Origin of the sequence: Xanthomonas sp. SHU 166, assembly GCF_000364685.1 — a bacterium.
In the GTDB taxonomy this organism is placed as follows: domain Bacteria; phylum Pseudomonadota; class Gammaproteobacteria; order Xanthomonadales; family Xanthomonadaceae; genus Xanthomonas_A; species Xanthomonas_A sontii.
In genome coordinates this window covers 1-2,556 of sequence record NZ_AQOJ01000789.1, presented here as the reverse complement: position 1 = coordinate 2,556, position 2,556 = coordinate 1, and the positions used below count along the sequence as shown (strand labels likewise).

General features: G+C 69.8%; 2 protein-coding genes. Both read left to right on the top strand.

Features of this window, described 5'->3' with window-relative positions:
- Positions 1 to 753 (top strand): ABC transporter permease subunit (locus D180_RS18290; protein ID WP_017913928.1); only part of this gene is annotated, 753 nt, incomplete at its 5' end.
- 16 nt (positions 754 to 769) lie between these two features.
- Positions 770 to 2,089 (top strand): nitrate/sulfonate/bicarbonate ABC transporter ATP-binding protein, encoded by a 1,320-nt coding sequence (locus D180_RS18285; RefSeq protein WP_010341738.1) that lies wholly within the window; start codon positions 770 to 772, stop codon positions 2,087 to 2,089.
- The last annotated feature ends 467 nt before the right edge of the window (positions 2,090 to 2,556 follow it).

Here is a 2,556-nt window from a genome sequence, read left to right as displayed (position 1 = left end):
CGCAGCGGGGTGTGGGGCGATCGGCTGTGGAGCGCGGCGCTGGCCCTGGCCGGTGCGGCCGCGGCGTGGTTCGCCTACGACTACGGCCGCCGCCACCTGGGCCTGCACGACCTGGCCGAGGCCTTCGGCGGTGGCCTGGCCACGCTGCTGCGGGTGGTGGTGCTGATCGCCCTGGCCAGCCTGGTGTGGGTGCCGATCGGGGTGTGGATCGGGCTGCGCCCGAAGGTGGCGCAGCGGGTGCAGCCGCTGGCGCAGTTCCTGGCCGCGTTCCCGGCCAATGTGCTGTTCCCGTTCGCGGTGCTGGCCATCGTCAGCACCGGCGCCGATCCCAACATCTGGCTGTCGCCGCTGATGATCCTCGGCACCCAGTGGTACATCCTGTTCAACGTGATCGCCGGCGCCAGCGCGTTCCCGACCGATCTGCGCGAGGCCGCCACCATCTACCACCTGCGCTCGTGGACCTGGTGGCGGCGGGTGATCCTGCCCGGCATCTTCCCGTACTACATCACCGGTGCGTTGACCGCGTCGGGCGGTTCCTGGAACGCCAGCATCGTGGCCGAACTGGCCAGCTGGGGCCACACCCAGGTGCAGGCCTACGGCCTCGGTGCCTACATCGCCCGCGCCACCGCCGCCGGCGACGGCCCGCGGGTGCTGCTCGGGGTGGCGGTGATGTCGCTGTTCGTGACCCTCTTCAACCGTGCGGTCTGGCGACGTCTGTACGTCTTCGCCGAACGCCGCCTGCGTTTCGACTGATTCCTGGAGACCGACCATGAGCTATTCCGCAAGCGTGCCCGAGCGCGCCCCGCTGGTCCGCGTGCAGGGTGTGCGCAAAACCTACGACAAGGGCGGGGCGACGCCGCTGGTGGTGCTGGAGGACGTCGACCTGACCTTGCACTCGGGGCAGATCGTCGGCCTGCTCGGCCGTTCCGGCTCGGGCAAGTCGACCCTGCTGCGCGCCATCGCCGGGCTGCTGCAGCCCAGCGCCGGCAGCATCGCCTTCCGCGATGCCGCGCCGGGCCAGGTCGCCGACGACATCGCCATGGTGTTCCAGAGCTTCGCCCTGTTCCCATGGCTGACGGTGCTGCAGAACGTGGAAGTGGGCCTGGAGGCGCGTGGCGTGGCCGCCGACGAGCGCCGCCGGCGCGCCCTGGCGGCGATCGACCTGATCGGCCTGGACGGCTACGAGGGCGCCTACCCGAAGGAACTGTCCGGCGGCATGCGCCAGCGCGTGGGCCTGGCGCGGGCGCTGGTGGTGCGACCCAAGCTGCTGCTGATGGACGAGCCGTTCTCGGCGCTGGACGTGCTGACCGCCGAGACCCTGCGTACCGACCTGCTCGACCTGTGGTCGGAAGGGCGCATGCCGATCGAATCGATCCTGATGGTCACCCACAACATCGAAGAAGCGGTGCTGATGTGCGACCGCATCGTGATCTTCGGCGCCAATCCGGGGCGGGTGATCGGCGAGATCGAAGTGACCCTGCCGCAGCCGCGCAATCGCCTGGCGCCGGCGTTCCGCGCCCTGGTCGACGACATCTATGCGCGCATGACCGCCAGCCCGCAGCGGCCGCAGACCCGCGAGGGCGTGTTCCCGGGCAGCGGCATCGCCATGGTGTTGCCGCGCGTGTCGAGCAACCTGCTGGCTGGCCTGATCGAAGCGGTGGCGGCCGAGCCCTACCACGGCCGTGCCGACCTGCCGCCGCTGGCGGCCGGCCTGCAGCTGGAAGTGGACGAACTGTTCCCGATCGCCGAGACGCTGCAACTGCTGCGCTTCGCCGTGTTCGAACAGGGCGACCTGCAGCTGACCCCGGCCGGGCAGCGCTTCGCCGAGCTGGGCACCGACGCGCGCAAGCAACTGTTCGCCCAGCACCTGGCCACCTACGTGCCGCTGGCCGCGCACATCCGCCGCGTGCTCGACGAACGCCCGGCGCATCACGCGCCGGCGCGCCGCTTCCGCGACGAACTGGAAGACCACATGTCCGAGGCCTACGCGGCGGAGACCGTGCAGGCGGTCACCAGCTGGGCGCGCTACGCCGAGTACTTCGCCTACGACAAGCAGGCGGACCTGTTCTCGCTGGAGAATCCGAGCTGATCGGGGGGATTTCAGGCTGCGCGCAGTTTCGGCTTCAGCCGCGACCCGACGGCCAACATTGCAGGAACGGCGTCCAGGCATGACCTTGCTCGCCGCTCACTGCGCCTTGCAGGAATGCGCCTTTGCAGCAACGATCTCGCGATCTGATCGGAGTCGTTGTGGGAGGGACTTCAGTCCCGACTGCAGGCGGCCGGCCAGGCATGTGTCGCTCGCGTTTCGCGACCGAATGGCATCGCGCATCGCTGCTTGTTGCCGTGGTTCAGTGAAACCAGCCGTCGCCTCGCAAGAGCGGCTTCAGCCGCGACAGGAGCATTCCCGGTACCGCCTTTGGCGGCTGAAGCCGCTCCTGCAGCCGCGAAGAATGCACGGGCTGCCCGGCCTCCTGCAGCAAGCGAAATCGAGAGATGGGGCCGGGTGACTCTCTAGCGCGGCGCCCCGAACGCGCGGCCACATCAGGCACCGCGCGA

What these genes read in the sequence shown, in the direction of transcription:
- D180_RS18285 (WP_010341738.1), top strand. Translation starts at nt 770, where the DNA reads ATGAGCTATTCCGCAAGCGTGCCCGAGCGCGCCCCGCTGGTCCGCGTG.